Source organism: Abyssibius alkaniclasticus, assembly GCF_020447305.1.
Classification (GTDB): domain Bacteria; phylum Pseudomonadota; class Alphaproteobacteria; order Rhodobacterales; family Rhodobacteraceae; genus Abyssibius; species Abyssibius alkaniclasticus.
Window position 1 is genome coordinate 306,349 of sequence record NZ_CP095732.1, and the last position, 22,284, is coordinate 328,632.

The 22,284-nt window shown below is 62.6% G+C and carries 18 protein-coding genes and 1 pseudogene; 9 read left to right on the top strand and 10 right to left on the bottom strand.

Annotation, left to right across the window (positions count from 1 at the left end; genetic code table 11):
• Positions 1 to 173 precede the first annotated feature (173 nt).
• Entirely contained in the window at positions 174 to 2,321 is a 2,148-nt protein-coding gene (locus LGT41_RS01695; protein ID WP_274128277.1) for a peptidoglycan -binding protein, read from the bottom strand.
• Positions 2,322 to 2,324: 3 nt separating this feature from the next.
• Positions 2,325 to 3,533: a biopolymer transporter ExbB gene (locus LGT41_RS01700; protein ID WP_274128278.1), complete on the bottom strand. Its 1,209-nt coding sequence runs from the start codon at positions 3,531 to 3,533 to the stop codon at positions 2,325 to 2,327.
• A gap of 153 nt (positions 3,534 to 3,686) precedes the next feature.
• Between LGT41_RS01700 and LGT41_RS01705 the strand changes: the two genes are divergently transcribed.
• The 4 genes from LGT41_RS01705 to LGT41_RS01720 all read left to right on the top strand — a co-directional run bounded on the left by LGT41_RS01705 (position 3,687) and on the right by LGT41_RS01720 (position 7,669).
• Positions 3,687 to 4,613 carry an SPFH domain-containing protein gene (locus tag LGT41_RS01705; protein WP_274128279.1) on the top strand — a complete coding sequence of 309 codons (927 nt, stop codon included), beginning with the start codon at positions 3,687 to 3,689 and terminating at the stop codon, positions 4,611 to 4,613.
• Positions 4,613 to 5,077: an NfeD family protein gene (locus LGT41_RS01710; protein ID WP_274128280.1), complete on the top strand. Its 465-nt coding sequence runs from the start codon at positions 4,613 to 4,615 to the stop codon at positions 5,075 to 5,077. The genes LGT41_RS01705 and LGT41_RS01710 overlap by 1 nt, the downstream gene beginning before the upstream one ends.
• A gap of 220 nt (positions 5,078 to 5,297) precedes the next feature.
• Positions 5,298 to 6,425, top strand: a complete 1,128-nt coding sequence (locus LGT41_RS01715) for a transporter substrate-binding domain-containing protein (RefSeq protein WP_274128281.1) — start codon at positions 5,298 to 5,300, stop codon at positions 6,423 to 6,425.
• 134 nt (positions 6,426 to 6,559) lie between these two features.
• Positions 6,560 to 7,669 (top strand): transporter substrate-binding domain-containing protein, encoded by a 1,110-nt coding sequence (locus LGT41_RS01720; RefSeq protein ID WP_274128282.1) that lies wholly within the window; start codon positions 6,560 to 6,562, stop codon positions 7,667 to 7,669.
• A 42-nt stretch (positions 7,670 to 7,711) separates the two neighbouring features.
• Here LGT41_RS01720 and LGT41_RS01725 read toward each other — a convergent pair.
• A pseudogene (locus tag LGT41_RS01725) lies at positions 7,712 to 8,230 on the bottom strand (gamma-glutamylcyclotransferase); the annotation flags it as partial.
• Positions 8,231 to 8,327: 97 nt separating this feature from the next.
• Between LGT41_RS01725 and LGT41_RS01730 the strand changes: the two are divergent.
• Positions 8,328 to 9,311, top strand: coding sequence for a DUF2125 domain-containing protein (locus LGT41_RS01730; protein ID WP_274128283.1), 984 nt, complete (start codon positions 8,328 to 8,330; stop codon positions 9,309 to 9,311).
• A 152-nt stretch (positions 9,312 to 9,463) separates the two neighbouring features.
• On the opposite strand, the gene LGT41_RS01735 is transcribed toward LGT41_RS01730, so the two are convergent.
• The 4 genes from LGT41_RS01735 to LGT41_RS01750 form a co-directional block, all read right to left on the bottom strand.
• Entirely contained in the window at positions 9,464 to 10,066 is a 603-nt protein-coding gene (locus LGT41_RS01735; RefSeq protein WP_274128284.1) for an extensin-like domain-containing protein, read from the bottom strand.
• Between the two features lie 82 nt (positions 10,067 to 10,148).
• Positions 10,149 to 11,060, bottom strand: a complete 912-nt coding sequence (locus tag LGT41_RS01740) for a prephenate/arogenate dehydrogenase family protein (protein ID WP_274128285.1) — start codon at positions 11,058 to 11,060, stop codon at positions 10,149 to 10,151.
• Positions 11,053 to 12,156 (bottom strand): histidinol-phosphate transaminase, encoded by a 1,104-nt coding sequence (gene hisC / locus LGT41_RS01745; RefSeq protein ID WP_274128286.1) that lies wholly within the window; start codon positions 12,154 to 12,156, stop codon positions 11,053 to 11,055. The genes LGT41_RS01740 and hisC overlap by 8 nt, the downstream gene beginning before the upstream one ends.
• A gap of 65 nt (positions 12,157 to 12,221) precedes the next feature.
• Positions 12,222 to 14,429, bottom strand: a complete 2,208-nt coding sequence (locus LGT41_RS01750) for a primosomal protein N' (protein WP_274128287.1) — start codon at positions 14,427 to 14,429, stop codon at positions 12,222 to 12,224.
• A gap of 87 nt (positions 14,430 to 14,516) precedes the next feature.
• Between LGT41_RS01750 and fsa the strand changes: the two genes are divergently transcribed.
• The 4 genes from fsa to LGT41_RS01770 all read left to right on the top strand — a co-directional run bounded on the left by fsa (position 14,517) and on the right by LGT41_RS01770 (position 17,658).
• Positions 14,517 to 15,170 carry a fructose-6-phosphate aldolase gene (fsa, locus tag LGT41_RS01755; protein ID WP_274128288.1) on the top strand — a complete coding sequence of 218 codons (654 nt, stop codon included), beginning with the start codon at positions 14,517 to 14,519 and terminating at the stop codon, positions 15,168 to 15,170.
• 6 nt (positions 15,171 to 15,176) lie between these two features.
• Positions 15,177 to 15,872: a DUF484 family protein gene (locus LGT41_RS01760; protein WP_274128289.1), complete on the top strand. Its 696-nt coding sequence runs from the start codon at positions 15,177 to 15,179 to the stop codon at positions 15,870 to 15,872.
• Positions 15,869 to 16,798, top strand: coding sequence for a tyrosine recombinase XerC (locus LGT41_RS01765; RefSeq protein WP_420720195.1), 930 nt, complete (start codon positions 15,869 to 15,871; stop codon positions 16,796 to 16,798). Before LGT41_RS01760 ends, LGT41_RS01765 begins: the two co-directional genes overlap by 4 nt.
• A gap of 146 nt (positions 16,799 to 16,944) precedes the next feature.
• Positions 16,945 to 17,658, top strand: a complete 714-nt coding sequence (locus tag LGT41_RS01770; protein ID WP_274128290.1) for a CDP-alcohol phosphatidyltransferase family protein — start codon at positions 16,945 to 16,947, stop codon at positions 17,656 to 17,658.
• On the opposite strand, the gene LGT41_RS01775 is transcribed toward LGT41_RS01770, so the two are convergent.
• The 3 genes from LGT41_RS01775 to ileS form a co-directional block, all read right to left on the bottom strand.
• Positions 17,624 to 18,460 (bottom strand): EamA family transporter, encoded by an 837-nt coding sequence (locus tag LGT41_RS01775; RefSeq protein ID WP_274128291.1) that lies wholly within the window; start codon positions 18,458 to 18,460, stop codon positions 17,624 to 17,626. The genes LGT41_RS01770 and LGT41_RS01775 overlap by 35 nt on opposite strands.
• 61 nt (positions 18,461 to 18,521) lie before the next feature.
• Positions 18,522 to 18,971, bottom strand: a complete 450-nt coding sequence (locus LGT41_RS01780; protein WP_274128292.1) for a methylated-DNA--[protein]-cysteine S-methyltransferase — start codon at positions 18,969 to 18,971, stop codon at positions 18,522 to 18,524.
• A 121-nt stretch (positions 18,972 to 19,092) separates the two neighbouring features.
• Positions 19,093 to 22,056, bottom strand: a complete 2,964-nt coding sequence (gene ileS, locus LGT41_RS01785) for an isoleucine--tRNA ligase (protein ID WP_274129628.1) — start codon at positions 22,054 to 22,056, stop codon at positions 19,093 to 19,095.
• Between the last annotated feature and the right edge of the window lie 228 nt (positions 22,057 to 22,284).

The following is a 22,284-nucleotide window of genomic DNA, read 5'->3' on the forward strand; positions in this document are numbered from 1 at the left end:
CCCCGCTCCCGCGCCGCCGTGCAACATTGCGCCTTTGGTGAGGGCGCTGAGCGGGGCGCTGTTGCGACGTTGCCACGCATCCAGCACTCACGACCCGCGGCCGGCGCAGCCTCTCGGCGCGCGCAATGCTGCGGGCCGCGGCCACCGACATGCTGCGCGCGCCGCCGCAATTTCTAGCGTTCGGTAAATTTCAGCTCGATCCGGCGGTTCCGTGCCAGGGCTTCGGGGCTGTCGCCAAGGTCAATGGGCTGGAATTCGCCAAAGCCCGTGGCGGCAAGCCGCTCTGCCGGGATCCCTTCATGCTCGACCAAAAACAGCACAACGGAAAGCGCGCGCGCCTGGCTCAACTCCCAGTTATTGCGATACCGCCCTCCGGGAGCGACAGGGCGTGCATCGGTATGGCCGTCAACCCGCAACACCCAATCAATTTCCGGGGGAATTTCGGCGGAAACCTCGCGCACGATCGCCGCAACCTTGGCAATCTCGGCGCGGCCTTCGGCACCCAGATCGGCGGATCCGGCGGCGAACAGCACCTCGGAGGGGAAGACAAACCGATCGCCTGAAATGACAACATCCTCACGGTCGCCCAGAATTTCGCGCACACGGCCAAAAAATTCCGAGCGGTAGTTGCGCAACTGGTCAGCCTCGGCTTCCAGCAGCAGGCGCGCCTGTTCTTCGGCATCGGCACGGGCGGCTTCGGCACTGGCACGCGCCGATTGTTCCGAGGCGACCTGCGCCAGCGCGGCATTCAGCTCTGATCCAAGCGTTTCCAGCCGCACCTGCGCTTCGGCATCGCGCGCTGCAGAGGCGTCGAGCAAGCCTTGCAGCGCGTTCAACTCGCTGCGCAGCGCGGCGGTCTGCTGGTTGAGCAATTCCAGTTCGCTGGCAGCTTCCTCAGCCTCGCGGTTGCGCTGGCTGATGATGGCGCGCGCCTCTTCCAGCGCAACATCGCGGGCGCGCAGCTCGGCCGTTGCATCGCCACGCAGCGCGGCCAGTTCATCGGCGGCAGCGCGGGCGGCGGCCAGTTCGAGCAGGGCTTCCTCGGCGCGGCGGCGCTGCTCTTCCAGCGCCAGGGTCATGGCCGTCAACTCGCTGTTGGCATCGGCGAGCCGGGCGCGCAACGCTTCCGCTGCGGCGGCCTCGGCAAGCTGGGCCTGTTCGGCTTCGGTCAGCGCCGCTGCGCGCTCGGCAAGCGCAAGTTCGGCAGCCGCAATGGCGTTGTTCTTGGTCGACAGCAGCTCGGCCAGTCTTTCGGCATCGGCTTCGGATTGCGCCTGCGCATCAAGTGCTGCAGCGCGCGCCGCTTCGGTTTCGGCCAGTGCGGCGGCCACATCGTCGCGTTCGCGCATTGCATCGGCAAGCTCGGCCAACACCGCCACGCGGGCCAGTTCGGCAGCACTCAGCCGCTCATCCAGCAGGCGCTGCGCCTCGGCATTGGCGATAAGCTCGGCGGTGGCGGCATCCAGACGGTCACGCAAGTCGCGCGCCTGCGCGGTAACATCGCCCTGAGCCGATTCGAGGCTGGCAACACGCGCCGCGGCCTCGCGCCGAGCGGCTTCGGCCAACAGCAGCGCCTGTGCATTTGTGGCCACCTGATCCTGCAACGAGGCGATGGTATCGGCCCGCGCCGCTGATTCGGCGCGCAATCCGGCAACCATTTGCTCCAGGGCTTCGGCGCGGGCTGCGGCAAGCCGCGCCTCCTGTTCCTGGGCTGAAATTTCGCTTCGCGCCTGGGCAAGCGCAATTTCAGCCGCTTCGCGGGCGGATATTTCTACCGTCTGCGCCTCTTGCAGCGCCGCCAGCGTGGCCCGGCTTTCATCCAGTGTTGCGCTGGTCTCGGCAAGCGTGTCTTGCGTGTCGGCAAGTTCGGATTGCGCCATGATGAGCCGCGTATCCAGATCATCGCGCTGCGCCAGCAGGCTGGCGACCTGCTCTTCAAAGCTGGTGATCTGCGCGCGCGCCGCCGCCTGCGCATCAAGCAAGGCCGCACGTTCGCGCGTGAGGCTGGCGATGACCGCGCTTTGGCTATCGGCATTGCGCGCGGCATCGGCAAGCCGCGCGTCAAGCGCGCCGATCTCGGTGTTCAGCGCGCGGTTGCGCGCCTCTTGCAGGCCAAGCGCCGAGGCCAGCCCGGCAACCTGCGCGGTCAGCTCGTCAAGCTCGCTGGCCTGCCCGGTAATGGTTTCGCGCAAGGTGAACTGCACGATCATGAAAATCGACAGCACGAAGAACAGCACCAGAATCAGCGCGGTCATCGCATCGACGAAACCGGGCCAGATATTGGCCTCAGAGCGTGAGAATCCGCGCCGCGACAAGGCCATCGGCTAGTCCTTGCCCCTGGGGTTCTGGCCCTGTGCATGTGCCAGGGCGACCACGCTTTGCGCAATCTGCGCAAGGTCCGAGCGCAGTTCGGCAATTGCATCCTGCCGCCCGGCCGACATTTCTTCGAGAATGCGCAAAAGCTGCACATCTATATTGCGCAGCCGCGCGCGCGCTTCGCTGTCCAGCAGGCCGGCTTCTTCTTCGCGACTGCGCAGCACCTTGGCAACTTCGGCCTGCGAGGCGGCAATCCGCTCCAGCACGGCCATTGCGCTGCCCCCAATGCCACCCCCGCTGCCGCCCTTTTGCACCGCATGGGTCATATCCGAAATGCCTTCGGCAAGGCGGGCCAGGCTTGCATCGGTCTTCTGACGGGCCTCTTCGCCGCGCAGCACGACATCTTTCAGGGTTTCAAGCTGTAGCCCGGTTTGCTCGGCCAGGCCATGCAGGCCCGATGTATCACCGCCACCATCGCCATCGCCCGAAAACAGGCTGATACGCGTGATGGAGGACAGCCATTCTTCCAGCTCCATGTAAAAGCGGTTCTGGCCGTGGCCGGCGAAGAGTTCCAGCAGCCCCACCACCAGCGAACCGGTCAGCCCCAGCAGCGAGCTGGAAAAGGCGGTGCCCATGCCGCCAAGCTGTTCTTCAAGCCCGGTCATCAGGCGGCCAAAGGAGTCCATCGCCGACTGGCCCTCTTGCGGGGCAAGGCTGCGAATGGTGTCGACAACGGCCGGCACCGTGGTGGCCAGGCCAAAGAACGTGCCCAGAAGGCCAAGGAAAATCAGCAGGTTGATGATATAGCGCGTGATGTCGCGCGCCTCATCCAGCCGGGTGGCCACCGAATCAAGGATCGAGCGGGTCGACGTTGAGGTCAGCGAGCGGCGCGCGCGTGTATCGCGCAACATGGCCGCAAGCGGGGCCAGCAGCCGCGGCGAGGCCACAAATTCGTTGCCGGGCCGGTCGAGCGCGAAACCCTCGATCCATTGCACCGAAAGCGTGAGCGTCCACATCTGCCAGAAACAGGCGAAAAGCCCGATCACAAAGACCGCAAGGATAAACCCGTTCAGATAGGGCGAGGCCAGGATGATCGGCTCGACAAACGGGTAAGAGACATAGGCACCGCCACCAACCAGCCCCAGAATGACAAACATGGTCAGCGTTTGGCGTGTCGGCTGGCTGAAATGCGGCTCTTTGGCCGTGTCTAAAAGCATAATTACCCCTTCATACATTAGCTGATCGGCACAAAACGCCACTGCACCGATGCCAACCTTCGCAAACTACTGCCCAATATCGCTTGCGTCAAAGCACAACTGGGCTAATTTACATTCAGGTATTTGTTAATCGCTCTGCAAAGGAAGAAGATTATGCTCAGCACCATCGGACCAGCCGCCATTGCGATCGTCGTCTTCGCACTGATCATGATTTTCATGATGGTGAAAACCATCCCGCAGGGCGAAGAATGGACTGTTGAGCGATTTGGCCGTTACACACGCACGCTCAAGCCCGGTATCGGCTTTCTGATCCCGATCATCGACAAGCTTGGCGCGAAAATTTCCATGATGGAAACCGTGCTGGATATTCCCAGCCAAGAGGTGATTACCCGCGATAACGCAATGGTCGTGGCCGATGCGGTGGCCTTTTATCAAATCGTCGATGCCGCCCGCGCCGCTTACGAGGTGCGCGACCTCGAGCGCGCCCTGTCCAACCTCAGCCAGACCAATATCCGTTCCGTCGTCGGCTCGATGGACCTCGATGAAAGCCTGTCGAATCGCGATGTCATCAACCACAAGCTGCTTTCGGTGATCGACGAAGCCTCCAACAGCTGGGGGGTCAAGGTGACGCGAATCGAGATCAAGGATCTTGCGCCACCCGCCGATATCAACGAGGCAATGGCCCGGCAAATGAAGGCAGAGCGTGAAAAACGCGCCGCCATCTTGCAGGCCGAAGGCATGAAACAGGCCGCCGTTCTGAAGGCCGAGGGTGAGCGCGAGGCGCAGATCCGCGAGGCCGAGGGCCGCCGCGAGGCCGCCTTCCTGGATGCCGAGGCCCGCGAACGCGCCGCCGAAGCCGAGGCGAAGGCCACGAAAATGGTGTCCGAGGCAATTGCCGCCGGTGACATTCAGGCGATCAATTACTTCATCGCACAGAAATACACCGAGGCGCTGCAGGGCATTGCCAGCTCGCCCAACACCAAGACCGTGATGATCCCGCTCGAAGCGTCCGGCCTGCTCGGCTCTATCGCGGGCATTGGCGACATTGCCAAGGCGACCTTTGGCAAGGATGGCAAATAATGTCCGGTTCGGCCTTTTTTGCGGAAATTGCGGCGATACCGCCGTGGTATTGGTTCGCCTTTGGTGTGTTGCTGCTGGCCGCCGAAATTCTGGCACCCGCCTTCATCCTGATCTGGCCCGGCTTTGCGGCAATGATTGTGGCGCTGGTCGTCTGGCTTGTGCCCGGCCTGTCGGGCGAGGTGATAACCATAGGCTTTGCGCTGCTGGCCCTTGCGCTGACCTTTGCAGGCCGCGCCATGTTCAACCGCACCAGCGACGATGTGCCCACCACCGGGTTGAACGCCCGCACCGGCGGGCTGGTGGGCCGCCGGGCCAAGGTGATCAGCTTCAATCAGGGCGAGGGGCATGTCGAGGTTGGCGGCGTGCAATGGCCGGCGGCCTGGCCCGAAGGTGCCACGGCCGAGGTCGGTGACATGGTCAAGATCAAGGCGGTCGATGGTGTGCGGCTGGTGATCGAGGCCTGACCCCAGCCGCCGTTGCTTCACCAAAGCCCGTTTGGCGCGCCGGGGCGGGGCGCCCGGGGCCAATTGCGCTTGCGCGCATCCGGCGCATTCGACTGGCTGTGCGCCGTTATACGGTAACATATTGATGTGAACGCAACTCTTGCGCCTAGAAACACTTGCACCCATTGCAGAATAGTATGATAGTGGCGTTGATTTCGGGGTTAATTAACGGGACGCGCACGTGAAACTTTTACCTGCTGTGCTTATCGCACTGACTATCTCCACCGCAAGTTATGCCCAACAGTCCGACATTTGTTCGTCGCACACTGTTGTGCGTGGTGAAACGCTGCGAATAATTGCAGAACGCTATCTGGGAACGCGCGATCAGTCGCCGATCATCTACCGTGCCAACCGTGCGGTTGTTGGCGGTGATCCGAACCTGATAACAATTGGCATGGTTCTGAACATTCCCTGTGCGCCAGGGCAAACGGGCGGGCAAACCGTGGTTGCAGGCGCCGCCCCCGCAGCCGCTGCCGCCCCCGCCGCTTTGGCACCCGCGCCGGCCGCGCCAGCGCCAGCCGCCACGGCATCCGCCGGGGCGACGCGCTCGCTTGGCGCGCCCGCAGCCAGTGCGCAAACGGCCGAATTCAACGGCGGGCTGATTGCCCTGCTGTCGGAAGCGCCCTTTACCGGGGCCGATCTGCCCAATGGTGGTGCCATGCCAACCATTATGGCCCAGGCGCTGATGCGCGCGGGCGAAGGGATGCCCGCGGTCAGCCTGTCAACGCTTGGCAGTGCGCAATCGCTTGAAGCCATGTATCAGGATGCACGGCTCGAAGTCGGCTTTCCGGTGATCCGCCCCAATTGTTTTTCGGGCAATCTAAGCGGCGTTTCGCGCAATCTGTGCAACGATTTCTACTTCTCCGCACCAATGTTCGAAGTGGTCACGACCCTGTTTTCGCGCAAAGCCGATGATCTGGAAATTTCCACGGCCGAAGAGCTTGCCGGCAAGGTTGTCTGCATCCCCGACTTCTATCCGTTCGAAGAGCTTCAGGATCTGGGCCTTGCGCTCGATTCCACCACGATGACCGAACCGGGCTCGATTTCCGCCTGTTTCGACCAGCTCTGGTCGGGCGAAGCCGATCTGGTCTATGCCGATTTCCTGTCGGTCGACAATGCGATCGGCAATATCGATCTGCGCGGCGATGTGGCCGTTATCAGCCGCTTCACCTGGACCAAAACCGTTCATGCCGTTTCGCATAACGGCAATGCCCAGGGCGTGAAAATGCTCAGCATGTTGAATGAAGGCTTCGCAAATATGGTGTCCAGCGGCGAATGGCGCGCCATGATGAGAGACTTGCTATCCTGATCCGGGGTAGCCGCGCGCTGGCCAGGGGCGCTCGGGTTTTCGACCCTCCCCTTACGTCCGGCCCGAAAACGAATAATGAGCGCAGACGCGTGATGTCTGCCGGTGTTTGAAAAAGACCCTACGGGAGGGGATTAATGCTAAAACGCATCGTCACTATGTCGCTACTTGTCGCGGCAGGAACATTTGGCACGGCGCAGGCGCAAACGCCCTGTGACAACTATACAATTCGCGCAGGCGACTCGTTGCAATCCATCGCGCGGCGCGCCTTTGACAATCCGGCATTGTTTCAGCTCGTTTATCTGGCCAACCGCGATGTGATTGGCGCCAACCCGAACCTGATCACGGTTGGAACCGTCATTCAAATGCCATGCGAAGACGGCACGAACCCCGGCGCGAACACCTCCGCGGGCAGCTTTGCCAGCACGGTCGACGCCAGCACCGTCAGCGCAGGCGCCGTGCCACCGCTCAGCGAGCCGGTCGCGCCTCCCACCGGCGGTATGACCCCGTTCGTCGCCCCGATCACCTTTGTGACCGGCGCTGACTATGCGCCTTTCACCGGCCCCGAATTGCCCGAAGGCGGCATGTATACCGAACTTGTGATGCGCGCGCTTGAAATTGCCGATCCGAACCGCGAAGCGCGTGTCGATTTCGTCAAGGACTGGGGCTCACACCTGGCAACGCTTCTACCCAATGGCGCCTATGATATGGGCTTCCCCTGGTATCTGCCCGATTGCACCAATCTTGAACCCCTGAACCAGTCTGACCGCGAGCGTTGCACGAAATTCGACCATTCAGACCCGTTCTACGAGGTTGTGATCTCGATGTTCGTTCTGGCCGACGGCCCCTATGCCCGCGCCCAGAAGCCCGAAGATATTTACGGCACAACCATCTGCCGCCCGGAAGGCTATTTCCAGTTTGACCTTGCCCAGGCCGGGTTGATCGAAAATGCCACGCTGGTATCACCCGCAACCCCGCAGGAATGTCTGCGGATGCTGGCCTCTGGCGAGGTCGATGTTTACACCATCAACCAGTTGACCGGCGAAGAAACCATCGGCGCGCTGGGGCTGGAAGCCCAGGTTGCCGAAGTGCCCGGCCTTCAGTCGATTCAAACCCTGCATGTGCTGACACCGAAAACCAATCCGATGGGCCGCAGCCAGATCGCCCTGCTCAATGCAGGTCTGCGCGCAATGGTTGAATCGGGCGAATGGTTCCTGATCGTCAGCCGCCAGCTTTCGGCGCAGTAACCTGACCGAAATGCCAAAAGAACCCCGCTTCGGCGGGGTTTTTTATGCGCTGCGGGCCTGAACCATTCGCGCCAGCTCAAACAGATCAGGCGCGTCAATATCCAGCCCGCGCAGGCTGTTCACCGTATTCTCCAGATAGTCCCGGTTCGGCCCGGCGGAGCCTTCGGCGCGCGCGATTATTTCGGCTTGCGCCTCAAGCGGCAAATCGCCGGCATATTGCGCATGATCGCGGGCAACAACAAAGGTTGTCGCATCGACTGCGCGGCCATCCTGCAAGGTCAGGTGGCAGGTCTGCTCGTAATAGGCATAGGAAATCAACTCGCGGTCGCGCAAATAGGCCAGAACGGCATCGCCGGTTCCGGGCGCCGCCCGCAGCGCCATACCGGTGCAACTTTGCCCCGCGCATACATCCAGCGCCAGCACCAGCCCCGGCCGCTCATGGGTGCCACGATAATGCACCGAGCGCATGTAAAACCCGCGACGGAACCCTTCGGCACGCGCAAGACAGGCCTCGGCAACCTCAAAACCGGGGTTCCAGATCAGGCTGCCATAGGCAAATACTCAAAACTCGTCCGCCATCCTGCCTCCGTTGCGTTGACCCTGTTGCTGCGCGTCGCTTTGGTATAGTCAGACGGGGCAAACAGTAAAACAGGCAATCATGCGCAAACTTCTCTTTTTGGTCATCCTTGCCGCCTCGCTTTGGGGCGGCTATTGGTTTATCGGCGCATCGGCCAAGAATATCGCGCTGACCGAATGGTTCAAAACCCAGACCGCGCGCGGCTGGACAGCCCAATACGACACGCTGAACGTGCGCGGCTTTCCCAACCGCTTTGATACGACAATCACCGATTACCTGCTCGAAAACCCCTTTGCCCGCTGGGGTCTGCAAGGCGATGCGCTCAAAATTGCCGCGCTCTCCTACAAACCCAACCATGTGATCATTTCCTTTCAGGGCGAACAAACCCTGTCGACCCCGCAACTGGTTGCACGGCTGAACGCGCGCACGCTGCGCGCCTCGGTGGTCGTGGAACCCTCCGTCGACCTTTCGCTCGAACGTGTCCGGCTCGAAGCCGCGAATATGGAAATCCAGGGCGGCACAGGCTGGGAGGCCGCGTTTGACTTTGCCTACCTGGCCTTTGAAAAAGTCACCGACAGCCCGCTGGACTATCGTTTCGGCCTGTCGCTGAGCGCCTTCAACCCCGGAATCCGCTGGCAGGGCACCCCACCCGATTTGCCGCGTCTCATCCAGTCCATCGCCATTGACAGCACCACCACCTATGATGCGCCCTGGGACAGGCTCAGCTTTGAAACCCGCCCCCCGCGCGCGCGCCATATCAGCCTGCAAAGCTTCGCGCTTCAATGGGGCGAGCTTGGGCTCACCGCCCAGGGCGAAGTCGATGTGCTGGCCGATGGCACGCTTGACGGCGAAATCTCACTGCGCATCGAAAACGTGCGCCTGGCGATTGCGGCGCTACGCGCCGCCGGGGTGCTGGAGCCCAACCTCGCAGGTGGCACCATCGCCGCGCTGACACAGCTGGCCGCGCGCGGCAATACGCTGACCCTGCCGCTGCGCTTTAACAATCGCCGCACCCGGCTCGGCCCAATCAATCTTGGCCCCGCCCCGCAGATAAACCGCCGCTGACCCCATCTTTTGCTTGGAAATATCCCACGGGGGTCTGGGGGTGTGAAACCCCCAGCCTTAGGCATGGGTCTGGGGGTGTGAAACCCCCAGCCTTGGGCGTGGGTCTGGGGGTGTGAACCCCCCCCGCTAGCGCTCGCAAGGCGCAAAAACTGCTAGCGGCAATAACTGCCCGACCGGTATTCAGCCGTATCAAAATGGAAATGGTTATAGTGGAACCGGTCTGAGTCCGGCCCCAGAACGGTGCCGAATGTGCCACAGGCGCTGCTGTGCAAACGCTCCAGCGCATCGCCCGCCGCGCCTTGTTTCCAGTCGCTTTCCACCACCAGCGTTTCGCCATTGCTCAGCCGGAATTCGCCAATATCTATCGCATTGCCCAAGGCATGTTCCGATATCCGCGCGCCGGGCTGCGAGTTGCGCGGCCGGCAGGCATATGAGGCAAAAACACGCATACTTGCCAGCCGCGCATTCATGCTGCGCAGCGCGGCGCGCGCATCCGCCTCCACCCAATCGGCCAGCACCTTGGCCGAGCGGCAGTTCAGCGTGGCGCCAGGGTCAAGCGTTACACCGGCAATTTCGCGAATGCGCACCGCATTGCCAATGCCACAAATGCCGCTCCCCTCGACCACGCCAACGCGCTCGCCATAAATCCGATTGTCATTGCACAGCCGCACCAGCCCGGGCGATGGCGTATAGGACGAGCGGCCGATACAGGCCGCCAGCCCAATCATCATCGTCAGCCACAAGACCATCCGCATCCGCCGCTCCTTTGCCACAGCCTAGCGCAAATCGCCGCCCCGGTCAGCCTTGCACGGTGGCTTGCGCGATTTTCCGCGCGGCTCAGGGTTTGACGCGGCCGAAATCCGGGGCGGCGCTGTCCTGGCCTGCATCGATGATACCACGGCGAATCGCACGCGTGCGGGTAAAATAGTCATGCAGCATATCGCCATCTCCGGTGCGGATGGCGCGTTGCAGCGCAAACAGCTCCTCGGTGAAGCGACCGAGAATTTCCAGCGTCGCGGCCTTGTTGTGCAGGAACACATCGCGCCACATGGTTGGGTCCGATGAGGCGATGCGCGTAAAATCCCGAAACCCGCCGGCGGAGTAGTTGATGACTTCAGATTCCGTGACCCGCTTCAGATCATCCGCGACACCCACCATCGTATAGGCAATCAGATGCGGCGCGTGGCTGGTGACAGCAACAACCAGATCATGATGCGCAGCATCCATCGTATCTACCCTGGCACCCAGCGCCCTCCAGTAATCGATGAGCCGCTGAACAGCCTCCGGGTCGCTTCCTTCATCCGGGGTCATCAGGCACCAGCGGTTGTCAAACAGGCTGGCAAAGCCGGAATCCGGCCCCGAATGCTCGGTTCCGGCGAGCGGATGCGCGGGCACGAAATGCACGTTGTCTGGCAGATGCGGGGCAATCGCCTCCATCACCTCGGCCTTGACCGAGCCGACATCGGACACGGTTGCGCCCGAAGCCAGATGCGGGGCAATTTCGGCGGCGAGCGCCCCCATAACCCCAACGGGCACACACAGGATAACCAGATCCGCCCCGACAACCGCTTCCGCGGCGCTTTCAAAGCATTCATCAACCAGCCCGCGCTCCAGCGCCCTGGCGCGGGTTGCGGCTGAACGGGCATAGCCTGAAATGCGCGCAGTCATCCCCGCGCGGCGCATTGCAAGCCCGATCGAGCCTGCAATCAGCCCCAGCCCGATCAGTGCTACATGCTTGTATTCAGCCATCGGCCCCGCCTTTCATGAAATCCGTCAGGCAGGACAATACGGCCTGGCAGGCCAGATCATCGCCAATTGTGATCCGCAAACATTGCGGCAGTTTGTAATTCGCCACATAGCGCACGATCAGCCCGCGCGCCTGCAGGGCGGCATCGGCGGCCTGTGCAACCGCGGCGCTGTCAAACCGTGCCAGAATGAAATTCGCATGGCTCTGGTCCGACGGAATGCCAATCGCGGCCAATTCACCCGCCAGCCAGTCGCGCAACCGCGCGTTTTCCGCGCGGCACGCATCCACATATTCCCGATCAGCCACCGCCGCCTCGGCCACCGCCAACTGGCTGGCCGACAGGTTGAACGGCCCACGAATGCGGTTCAGCACGTCTATCACATGTTGCGGCCCATAGCCCCAGCCGATGCGCAGCCCACCCAGCCCGTAGATTTTGGAGAATGTCCGCGTCATCACCACATTGTTGCGCGCCGTCGCAAGCCCGGCATGGCCGTCGAAACCCGGCACAAATTCGGCATAGGCGCCATCCAGCACCAGCAGCGCCTGTGGCGGCAGCCCCTCGGCCAGGCGCGCCACTTCAGAAGCCGAAATCATCGTGCCGGTCGGGTTGTTGGGGTTGGCGATGAACACCAGTTTCGTGGCGTCCGTGCAGCCAGCCAGCAGCGCATCAACATCGGTGTGGCGGTCGCGCTCGGCCACTTCAACCGGGGTTGCCCCGGCCGCCAGCGCCGCAATGCGATACATGGCAAAACCATGCTCGGTGAACAGAACCTCGTCACCCGGCCCGGCATAGCATTGGCACAAAAAGTGGATGATCTCGTCCGAGCCGACACCGCAGATAATGCGCGACGCCGCCAAGCCATGCACCGCACCAATCGCGCCGCGCAGCCCCGCATGGTCGGTTTCGGGGTAAACACCCAGCCCTTCAACCGCCGCCGCATAAGCGGCGCGCGCAGCCGGCCCCGGCCCGTGCGGGTTTTCATTGGCCGAAAGCTTGGTTACGCGGTTCTGCGCGCCATCCACCCGCGCCTTGCCGCTGACATAAAGGCTGATATCCAATATGCCGGGCTGCGGGGTAATCGTGGGATGCGCGCTCATTTCTTCACTGCTTTCTGGCTGCAAATACCGGTTTTCTTTAGCGGGTGCTTCGCGCCTAGGCCAGCCTAATAAAAGCTTTGCGGGTCAATGTCGATTGTCAGGCGGATATTGGCGGGCAGGCGCAGCCCGTCGGTCCAGCGGCGCAGCGCCTCCTGGATTGGCGCGCCTTTCGGGGTTTTGATGAGCATTCGCACGCGGTGGCGGCCGCGAATGCGCGCAACAGGTGCCGCCGCCGGGCCAAAAAGCTGCGAGTCGATCTTTGCCCGCCCCGCCCAAGCCTGCGCCATCTCGCGCGCCAGCGCATAGACCGCGCCTTCATCCGGGCCAGACAGCACAATCCCCGCCATGCGCCCATAGGGGGGGGCGCCGGCACGCGCCCGGCTTGCGGCCTCTGCCGCCCAAAACGCCTCCTCATCCCCCGCGATAATCGCCTTGATCAGCGGGTGGTCGGGCTGGTGGCTTTGGATCAGCGCCTGCCCCGGCTTGTCGGCCCGCCCGGCGCGGCCCGCCACCTGCCTGATAAGCTGAAAGCTCTTCTCGGCGGCGCGAAGGTCTCCCCCCTCCAGCCCTAGATCGGCATCGATCACCCCGACAAGCGTGAGCAGCGGAAAGTTATGGCCCTTGGCCACCATCTGCGTGCCGATGATGATATCGGCCCCACCTTGCGCGATCTCCAGAATCCGCGCCTTCATCGCCCGTGTGCTGCCCGCCATGTCAGAGCTAAGCACCGCAATCCGCGCATCCGGGAAGCGCGCCGCCACCTCCTCGGCCAGGCGTTCAACGCCGGGGCCGATGGGGGCGAGCTTGCCTTCCACCGCGCATGACGGGCAGGCGGCAGGAACGGGCTTGCTCTCGCCGCATTGATGGCAGACCAGCCGCGCCAGGAACCGGTGTTCGACCATCCGCGCATCGCAATACTCGCAGCCGATCTGGTGGCCACAGGCACGGCAAAGCGTAAGCGGCGCAAAGCCGCGCCGGTTCAAGAACAGCAGCGCCTGTTCGCCATCGGCCATACGCTGCGCCACGGCATCGGCCAGCATGGGCGAAATCCACTGGTTCGGCTGCATCGGCTCGGTGCGCATATCAATGGCGCTCAGTTCCGGCATTTCGGCCACACCAAACCGTTCGGCCAGATCAAGCCGCGCATATTTGCCCGCCTGCGCATTGGCCCAGGTCTCAAGGCTGGGCGTGGCGCTGGCCAGCACCACCTGCGCGCCCAGAATGCTGGCGCGCAGAACCGCCATATCGCGGGCGTGGTAATGCACCCCGTCTTCCTGCTTGTAACTGCCGTCATGTTCTTCATCGACAACGATCACCCCAAGGTGCCGAAACGGCAAAAACAGTGCCGAGCGCGCGCCGACAACCAGTTGCGCCTGCCCGCGCGCCACCGCCTTCCATGCGCGGCGGCGTTCGGCCATTGTCACGCCCGAATGCCATTCGGCGGGGCGCGCGCCAAAGCGTTTTTCAACGCGGGCCATGAATTCAACGCTCAGCGCAATTTCCGGCAACAGCACCAAAGCCTGCTGGCCAAGCCTCAGCGCCTCGGCCACGGCTTCCAGATACACCTCGGTTTTGCCCGAGCCCGTTACGCCCTTCAGCAACGTTGTGCCATAGGTGCCGCTCGCCACGCCCGCGCGCAGTTGTTCCGCCGCCACCGCCTGTTCGGCATTCAACGCAGCCCCCGGCAGGCCAGGGTCGAGCGCCGGGAACGGCCCGTCGCGCGGGGCAAAAACCTCGACCAGACAGCCCTGCGCCACCAGCCCCTTGATGACCGAGCCCGACACCCCCGCCATATTGGCCAACTCGCCCGGCTGAAAGGGCAGGCCGCCATAGTCCTCGACCAGCGCCAGCACCTTTTCACGCGCCGGTGTCATCCGGTCGGGCGCGGCTGTGCCAGCGACCAGCACCTTGGTATCGCCCGGCGGGTGCATCAGCCCCGGTGCGCGCGTGGCCAGCCGCAGCATCTGGCTGAGCGGGGTGATGGTGTAATCGGCGGCGCGGGCAAGAAAGTCGCGCATCGGGGCGGGGATGGCGGGCTCGTCCAGCACACGGATGATGCTGCGCAGTTTGGCACGGTCAAACCCGCCCTGCCCCGGCCCCCAGACCGCGCCAAGCACGCGGCGCGGCCCAAGCGGCACTTCAACCAGCGCGCCCAGATCGACGCCGCCGAACGGCGCGCGATAGTCGAGATAGCGGTCCAGCGGCTCGGTTGTCAGCACGGCAACCGCTTCGCCCTCATCAAAATCCCGCTCCTGGCCAAACAAGTCACTCATTGGTATTCCATCCCACCGCGCGTTCCGCTACGATGCGCGCGCAGCCGAACGGGCTGCATTATCAGCACAAAAAGACGGGACGAGCAGATGAAATTTTTCGTGGACACGGCCGACATTGACGCGATTGCCGAGCTGAATGCAACCGGGATGGTCGATGGTGTTACCACCAACCCCTCGCTTATCCTGAAATCGGGGCGCGATATTCTGGAAGTCACCAAGGAAATCTGCGCGCTGGTCAAAGGCCCGGTATCCGCCGAGGTTGTCTCGCTGGAAGCCGATGACATGATCGCCGAAGGCCGCAAACTCGCCAGGATCGCCCCCAATATCGCGGTGAAAGTGCCGCTGACATGGGCTGGGTTGAAAACCTGTAAAACCCTTACCGATGAAGGCCATATGGTCAACGTCACCCTGTGTTTTTCCGCCAATCAGGCGCTGCTGGCCGCCAAGGCCGGGGCGACATTCATTTCGCCCTTTGTGGGCCGGCTCGATGACATCAACCTCGATGGCATGGATTTGATCGGCGATATCCGCACGATCTATGACAATTTCGGCTTTGAAACCCAGATCCTTGTCGCCTCGGTGCGCAGCGTCAACCATGTTACGCAATCGGCGCTTATCGGGGCCGATGTGGTTACGGCACCGCCCGCCGTGCTGAAAAAGCTGGCCGACCATCCGCTGACCGACGCCGGGCTTGCCGCCTTTATGGCCGACTGGGCGAAAACCGGCCAGAAAATCCTGTAAGCGGGAATGCAAAATCCGGACCTCACCGCCGCAGATACGCTCAAAGCCGCCATTCTGGAGCATCCCGAAGCGGTTCTGGCCGATGCCGATGTGCTGCGCGCCCTGATCGGCGCACAGGACAAGGCCGACCGCAATGTCGTCGATCTGCGCGCACGTTTTCTGGCCGAACTTGAAGGCCAGCTTGGTGCGCTGGAAAGCACCCATCGCACGGTTGTGGCGGCGGCTTACGAAAATCTCTCGGGCACCAATCAGGTGCAGCGCGCCGTGCTGACCTTGCTGGAGCCCGACAGTTTTGCCGGCCTGCTTGATGCGCTGCAACGCGACCTGCCCCCGATTCTGGGAATCGATGTTGTGCGCCTTTGCCTTGAAAGCGGCGCGCAGGATGTGGACCTGCCGCATCCAGTCATTACCCCGATGAAGCCCGGCACGATTCGTGTTGCGGCAACCGGCAGTCCGACCACACCGCAGCGCGCCGTTGTGCTGCGCGGTGCCGGCCCGCATACGGCGCGGCTGTTTACCGGCGCCGCCGGGCGTGTGAAGTCCGAAGCCTTGCTGGCGCTCGACCTTGGCGCGGGCCGTCTGCCCGCGCTGCTGGCGCTTGGCGCAAAAGACCCGGCGCATTTCTCGCCCGATCAGGGTGGCGATCTTCTCAACTTTCTGGCCCGCGCGCTGGAACGTGTGCTGCGCCGCTGGCTGACGTGACCCTGCCCAGCGCCCAGTCCTCCGATCTTATGGGTCGCTGGCTGGCGCAACTGCAAGGGTTGCGCGACGCCAGCCCCCATACGATTGAAGCCTATCGCCATGATGTTGCCGCCTATCTTGGCTTCATGTCGGCGCATCTGGGCGGGGATGTCGGGCTTGCCGCCCTTGGGGCCGTGCGCACGGCCGATTTGCGCGCATGGATGGCGCATGAACGCGCCGACGGTCTGGGCGCGCGCAGCCTTGGGCGCGCGCTTTCGGCCGTCAAATCCTTCTATCGCTGGCTGGGAGAGGCCGAGGGCGTGGATACCAGCGCCGTTCTGGCCATGCGCGCGCCAAAGGCGGGTGCGCGCCTGCCCCGCCCCATCAGCCCGGATGCCGCGCGCGACATGATCAGCCGGACCGGGCTTCAGGCGGCCGAGCCGTGGGTGGCGGCGCGCGATGTGGCTGTCGTGACCCTGCTTTACGGCTGCGGTTTGCGCATTTCCGAGGCTTTGGGGCTGCGCCGCGCCGATGCCCCCCTGCCCGATGTGCTGCGCATTCTTGGCAAGGGCAAGCGCGAACGTCTGGTGCCGGTTCTGCCCGTGGCCCGCGCCGCGGTTGATGACTATCTGCGCCTGCTCCCCCACAGGCTCATGGGCGATGGCCCGCTGTTCATCGGCCTGCGCGGCGGCCCGCTCAGCCCGCGCATCGTGCAAAAAACAATGGCCGATACCCGCCGCCAGCTTGGCCTGCCCGACAGCACAACCCCCCATGCCATGCGCCATTCCTTTGCCACGCATCTGTTGGCGGCAGGGGGGGATTTGCGCACCATACAGGCGCTGCTTGGCCATGCCTCGCTGGCCACAACACAGGTTTATACCGGGGTCGATCAGGCCCGGCTGATGGATGTTTACCGCGCCGCCCATCCCCGTGCAGGCAAGGACTAGCGGCGCGAGCCATGCCGCCCCGGACCTGATCCGGGGCCTCCTGTTTGGTGGTGAGAGGCCCCGGATCAGGTCCGGGGCGGCATTTCCCGCACTTGAAACGCAAGAAATTGCTGTTATCCGCGCATCAGCTTCTTTATGACGCTTTTATGAAGCATTACATCCCAGCCTTCGCCGTTCACCTGTTCACCGCCACAGGCGCCGGGCTTGCGCTTGTCGCCATGCTTGCTGCGGGCACGCATGACTGGTCGATGATGTATTTATGGCTGCTGGCCGCGCTTGTGGTTGACGGGATCGACGGCCCGCTTGCGCGCAAATTCAACGTCAAGAAATACGCCCCGCAATGGGATGGTGTGCTGCTCGACCTGATCATCGACTATCTGACCTATGTGTTCATTCCCGCCTATGCGCTGTTCCAATCGGGGTTGCTGCCGGGCTGGCCGGGCTGGATTGCGGCGCTGGTCGTCTGCCTGACAGGCGCGATCTACTTTGCCGATACCCGCATGAAAACCGCTGACAACTCCTTTTCCGGCTTTCCGGGCTGCTGGAACATGGTAGTGCTGGTGTTTTTCGCGGTCGACATGCCCAAACCGCTGATGATGGGCATTGTGGCCGTGCTGGCGCTGGCGCAGTTCTTCCCGCTCAAATTCATTCATCCGGTGCGCACGCGGCGGTTCCGGCCGCTTTCGCTGGCGATGATGGTCGCCTGGGTCGGGGTGTCGTTCTGGGTTGGGTTCGATGATTTCCAGCCAACGCGGCTGGCGCAAATCCTGCTGATCATTACCAGCAGCTATCTGCTGTTCATCGGCGTGGCCATGCAGATCTGGCCTATAGCCGCATCAAAAGCACGCCGCTCAAAATAAGCCCGCCGGCCAGCCATTTGCCCGGATCCGCGCGCTCGCGCATGATGAAGACGCCAATGAGCATGGCAAACAGCACCGAGGTTTCGCGCAACGACGCCACCAGCGCGATCGGCGCCTTGGTCATCGCCCAAACCGCAATCCAATAGGCCCCCAGCGACAGGGCCCCGGCCAGCGTGCCACGCCGCCAGGCCAGACCACTGGCGCTGAACACCGCAGCGCCGCGCCAGAACAGGGCGGCAACCGCAAAAAACATCGCATCAAGAAAGAACATCCAGCCGGTGAAGCTGGCCGCATCCATCGCGATGCGTGCGCCAACCCCGTCAACCAGTGAATAGCCCGCCGTGCAAAGCGCCGAGCCAAGGGCAAGCGGCAACAAGCGCCGCCCCTCGCCATTGGCAAACACACCTTGCGCCATCAGCACCACGCCTAAACCAACGGCGAGTATGCCCGCATATTCAACGCCGCTCACCTCGTCGGCCAGCACAAACACCCCGACCAGCGCGGTGATCATCGGTGCCGTGCCGCGCGCAATCGGATAGACGCGGCTCAAATCGCCATGCCCATAGGCGGCGGCCAAAAACAGCTTGTAGGCGGTGTGCAGAACACCCGAGGCAAGCAGCCACGGCCAGGCGGCGCTGGCCGGCCAGGGGAAAACCACCGCCATAAGCAACCCCATCACGCCCTGGGACAGCGTTAGCAGCAACATGCCCTGAAACCGGTCGCCCCCGGTTTTGATGACCGCATTCCAGCTTGCATGAAGCAGGGCTGCAAACAGAACCACCAGAAAAACCGTAACGCTCATGCCTGCACCCTATGGACCCGCCCTAGCCCTAGCGCCGCGATGGGCCGGGTGCAAGTGCGGGCTAGAGCAGCAGGCCCGCCGCGCCTTCATGCCTGAGCAGGGCAATCTTGGTTTCAATCCCCCCGCCGCCGGAATAACCGCCAAGCCCTTTGGCGCCCAGAATCCGGTGACAGGGCACGATGATCGGAATGGGATTCGCCCCGCACGCCTGCCCGATGGCTTGCGCCGAAGCGCCAAGGGCGCGGGCAAGCTCGCCATATGTGCGGGTCTCGCCAAAGGGAATGGCGCACATGGCCAGCATGACAGCACCGGTCAGGCCGGGGGCAAAGCCTAGGGGCAGGTCAAACTTCTGGCGCGCCCCAGCGAAATAGTCAGCAAGTTGCGCAGCCGCTTCACGCAGCAGCGGCGTTTCATCACCGGCACCGCCACCCCAGCGCAACGCCGCAATCGCGCCATCGCGCTCGACAAGGGTCAGCGCGCCATAGGGGCTTTGAAGGGAAGATTCCGGCATGACAATAGCTTGGCGACAGTCGCGACCCAACGCAAGCAGGACATGCCGCCCCGGGCTTGACCCGGGGCCTCTCATTCAGGTCGAGGCCCCGGGTCAAGCCCGGGGCAGCGCAGCCTTTTGCTCAGCCCAGCGCGCTGTCGCAGCGCGCGCAGGTGCCTGCATGGGCATGTGTGCCGACATCGGGCAGGATTTTCCAGCAGCGCGCGCATTTCTCGCCCTCGGCACGGCCGAAGACCACCGCCACTTCCGGCACATCGGGCAAGCTGAACACATCGGCGATTGCGGCTTCGGTGCTGAACATGATCGCAGATGTGATGCAGATATCGGCGAAATCAACGCTGTTCACATCGCGCGCCAGTTGCGGATCGGAGATATAGACCAGCGGCGCCGCCTCCAGGCTGGCACCAATCACCTTGGCGCTGCGCTGCACCTCCAAAGCCGCCGTGACCACACGGCGCACGCGGCGAATGCCTTCCCATTTCACCGCCAGATCGGCATTCAGCCAATCGGCGGGTGTTTCGGGGAAGTCCTGCAAATGCACCGAGCTGTCATCGCCCGGATGGCGGCTCAGCCAGACATCTTCCATTGTGAAGGGCAACATCGGGGCCAGCCATGTGGTCAGCCGCTCGAACAAGGCCGCCATGACCGTGCGGGCCGAACGCGCATTCAGGCTGCCCGCATCATCGCAATACAGCGCGTCCTTGCGGATGTCGAAATAGAAGGCCGACAGATCGACCGTGCAGAACTGGAATAGTTTCTGGAACACGCCCTGAAAGTCATAGGCCGCATAGCCCTTGCGCACCACGCCATCCAACTCGGCCAAGCGGTGCAAGATCACCTGCTCAAGCTCGGGCATGTCAGCCAGTGCCACGGGCTCCACCGCCGCACCGCCCAGCGCGCCCAGCATATAGCGCAGGGTGTTGCGCAGGCGGCGGTAGCTATCGGCCACACCTTTCAGGATTTCCTTGCCGATGCGCTGGTCGATCGTGTAATCGGTCTGCGCCACCCAAAGCCGCAGGATATCGGCGCCATACTGGTCCACCACCTCTTGCGGCACGATGGTATTGCCAATGGATTTGGACATTTTCATGCCCTTTTCATCGAGCGTGAAGCCATGCGTCAGCACCGCCTTATAGGGCGCGCGCCCCTTGGTGCCGCAGCTTTGCAACAGCGACGAATGGAACCAGCCACGATGCTGGTCGGTGCCTTCCAGATACAGATCGGCCACACCATCGGGGCTGCCATCGGCCCGGTCGCGCACCACAAAGGCGTGGGTGGAGCCGCTATCAAACCACACATCCAGAATGTCGGTCACCTGCTCATAGGCGTCGGGGTCGTGCAGGCCGTTCAGGAACCGCTCTTTCGCGCCGTCCTTATACCACGCATCGGCCCCCTCGGCGCGGAACGCCTCGGCAATGCGGGCATTCACGGCCGGGTCGCGCAGCAGAAAATCGTCATCGCCTGGCAAGGCGCCGCGTTTCACGAAACAGGACAGCGGCACGCCCCATGCGCGCTGGCGGCTCAGCACCCAGTCGGGGCGCGCCTCGATCATCGAGTAAAGGCGGTTGCGGCCCGATTGCGGGGTCCATTTCACATGGTCGATCTCAGTCAGGGCACGTTCACGGATGGTTTTGCCATATTCGTTATTGCCGCCGATTTCCTTATCAATCGCGGCAAACCATTGCGGTGTGTTGCGATAGATCACCGGCGCTTTGGAGCGCCATGAATGCGGGTAGCTATGCTTGATCTTGCCCTTGGCAAACAGCGCGCCCGCATAGGCAAGCTGCTTGATGACGCTCACATTGGCCGGGCCTTCCTTGCCATCGGGCTGGATGATGTGCTGGCCACCGAACAGCGGCAGGCTTGTGCGATAGCTGCCATCGGGCTCGACGTTATAGGTCATCTCCAGCCCGTGTTTCAGGCCAAGCTGATAGTCATCATCACCATGGCTGGGTGCGGTATGCACAAAGCCCGTGCCCGCCTCGTCGGTGACATGATCGCCGGGCAGCATGGGGATGTCATAATCCCATTCGCCATTGGCGCCTTCAACGCCACGGAAGGGATGGGCGAGGGTCAGGTTGTCCAACTCATCCGCCGAAACATCGCGCAAGCGCTCAACCTGTTCAGGCTCCAGCTTGGCTTGTGCGAATACAGTTTTGGCAAGAGCGTCACCTAGTAGCACATTTTCCGGTTCGCCCTCGGAAGGTGTTATACGATAAAGCCCGTAAGACAGCCCCGGTCCGAAAGCGACTGCACGGTTCTGTGGGATTGTCCAAGGCGTCGTTGTCCAGATTACAACTGATGCTGCAAGCAGGTCAGCTTCGCGCTCTGCTCGTTTTTCTAGAGCATATTCGCGTTTTTTGATGGCCTCTTCAGGACCATGAGAGCTTCGCCAATACTTTACAGAAAGTGCTTTCTCTACCTTAAACCGCACCCAAACCGTATGGCTGGTATGCTCGTGATACTCGACCTCCGCCTCGGCCAGAGCGGTTTTTTCTACCGGGCTCCACATCACCGGTTTGGAGCCCTGATACAGGCTGCCATTCATCAGGAATTTCATGAACTCCTCGGCGATCACCGCCTCGGCGTTGAAATTCATGGTCAGATAGGGGTCATCCCATTTGCCCTGCACGCCAAGGCGCTTGAACTCGTCGCGCTGGATATCGACCCAGCCCTCGGCGAATTTGCGGCATTCCTGACGGAAATCGACCGCGCTGACGGCGTCCTTGTCCAGACCCTTGGCGCGGTATTGCTCTTCAATCTTCCATTCAATCGGCAGGCCGTGGCAATCCCATCCCGGCACATAGCGGGCATCCTTGCCCATCATCTGCTGGCTGCGCACCACCATATCTTTCAGGATTTTGTTCAGCGCATGGCCAATGTGCAAATGCCCGTTGGCATAGGGGGGGCCATCGTGCAGAACAAAAGGCGTGCGGCCCTGCTTGGCGCGCAGCCGGTCATAAATCCCCATCTTTTCCCATTTTGCCAGCCAGTCGGGCTCGCGGCCGGGCAGGCCCGCGCGCATGGGAAAATCGGTTTCGGGCAGGTTCAGCGTGTCTTTATAGTCGGGCGTATCGGCGCACATGATATGGCTCATTCAATCTAGGAAAATTCTGCAAGGGTGAATGCGGCGCGGCAAGGCCATGCGCCTGGTCCCGGCGACTGAGCTTCAGCGCGCCGGGTTGCTAATTCGAATGATGATAGCAAGATTCAAACCCATGCGCGGCCTTATAGGCGCATTGGGCGGGCGCGTAAATAGCCCGTTACCTGTGCTGCGACACTGTGCGGCTTGCGCATCGGCCCCAAAGGCGCA

Excerpts from the sequence above, each read along its gene's own strand:
- LGT41_RS01695 (WP_274128277.1), bottom strand. The coding sequence starts at position 2,321 with ATGGCCTTGTCGCGGCGCGGATTCTCACGCTCTGAGGCCAATATCTGG.
- LGT41_RS01700 (WP_274128278.1), bottom strand. The coding sequence starts at position 3,533 with ATGCTTTTAGACACGGCCAAAGAGCCGCATTTCAGCCAGCCGACACGC.
- LGT41_RS01705 (WP_274128279.1), top strand. The coding sequence starts at position 3,687 with ATGCTCAGCACCATCGGACCAGCCGCCATTGCGATCGTCGTCTTCGCA.
- LGT41_RS01710 (WP_274128280.1), top strand. The coding sequence starts at position 4,613 with ATGTCCGGTTCGGCCTTTTTTGCGGAAATTGCGGCGATACCGCCGTGG.
- LGT41_RS01720 (WP_274128282.1), top strand. The coding sequence starts at position 6,560 with ATGCTAAAACGCATCGTCACTATGTCGCTACTTGTCGCGGCAGGAACA.
- LGT41_RS01730 (WP_274128283.1), top strand. The coding sequence starts at position 8,328 with ATGCGCAAACTTCTCTTTTTGGTCATCCTTGCCGCCTCGCTTTGGGGC.
- LGT41_RS01735 (WP_274128284.1), bottom strand. The coding sequence starts at position 10,066 with ATGCGGATGGTCTTGTGGCTGACGATGATGATTGGGCTGGCGGCCTGT.
- LGT41_RS01740 (WP_274128285.1), bottom strand. The coding sequence starts at position 11,060 with ATGGCTGAATACAAGCATGTAGCACTGATCGGGCTGGGGCTGATTGCA.
- hisC (WP_274128286.1), bottom strand. The coding sequence starts at position 12,156 with ATGAGCGCGCATCCCACGATTACCCCGCAGCCCGGCATATTGGATATC.
- LGT41_RS01750 (WP_274128287.1), bottom strand. The coding sequence starts at position 14,429 with ATGAGTGACTTGTTTGGCCAGGAGCGGGATTTTGATGAGGGCGAAGCG.
- fsa (WP_274128288.1), top strand. The coding sequence starts at position 14,517 with ATGAAATTTTTCGTGGACACGGCCGACATTGACGCGATTGCCGAGCTG.
- LGT41_RS01760 (WP_274128289.1), top strand. The coding sequence starts at position 15,177 with ATGCAAAATCCGGACCTCACCGCCGCAGATACGCTCAAAGCCGCCATT.
- LGT41_RS01770 (WP_274128290.1), top strand. The coding sequence starts at position 16,945 with ATGAAGCATTACATCCCAGCCTTCGCCGTTCACCTGTTCACCGCCACA.
- LGT41_RS01775 (WP_274128291.1), bottom strand. The coding sequence starts at position 18,460 with ATGAGCGTTACGGTTTTTCTGGTGGTTCTGTTTGCAGCCCTGCTTCAT.
- LGT41_RS01780 (WP_274128292.1), bottom strand. The coding sequence starts at position 18,971 with ATGCCGGAATCTTCCCTTCAAAGCCCCTATGGCGCGCTGACCCTTGTC.
- ileS (WP_274129628.1), bottom strand. The coding sequence starts at position 22,056 with ATGTGCGCCGATACGCCCGACTATAAAGACACGCTGAACCTGCCCGAA.